Genomic DNA, 424 nt, shown 5'->3' with positions numbered 1-424 from the left:
GCCGTACACCTCGGGCACGAACCGGTACGGCCGGATGCCCACCACGGTCGAGACGTGGCCGGGGCCGAGGAAGCCCGACAGCCGCAGGTCCGGGGACTCCAGGATCGCCTTGATCGGCGGCACGATCGTCACGTGGTTGCAGAAGACGCTGAAGTTCGTCACGCCGAGCGCGCGAGCCCGCACCAGCGTCACCGCCGTCGACGGCGCGGTGGTCTCGAAGCCGACGGCGAAGAACACCACCTCCTTGTCGGGGTTGTCCACCGCGACCTTGAGCGCGTCGAGCGGCGAGTACACGAAGCGGACGTCGGCGCCGTGTGCCTTCGCCTCGATCAGGTTGCCCGCGGACCCCGGCACCCGCATCATGTCGCCGAACGTCGTGAAGATGACGTTCGGGCGCTGCGCCAGGGACATCGCGTCGTCCACC

The 424-nt window shown here is 69.3% G+C and carries 1 protein-coding gene; it reads right to left on the bottom strand.

Annotated elements, in window-relative coordinates; translation table 11 throughout:
* A partial coding sequence (locus AC1DYG_RS20010) for a HypD family hydrogenase formation protein (protein ID WP_477641589.1) occupies nucleotides 1-424 on the bottom strand: 424 nt, incomplete at both ends.

This window comes from Pedococcus sp. P1_H8 (assembly GCF_056405175.1).
Note: the sequence above shows the minus strand (reverse complement) of the source record. Positions and strands in the feature narration are given on the sequence as shown.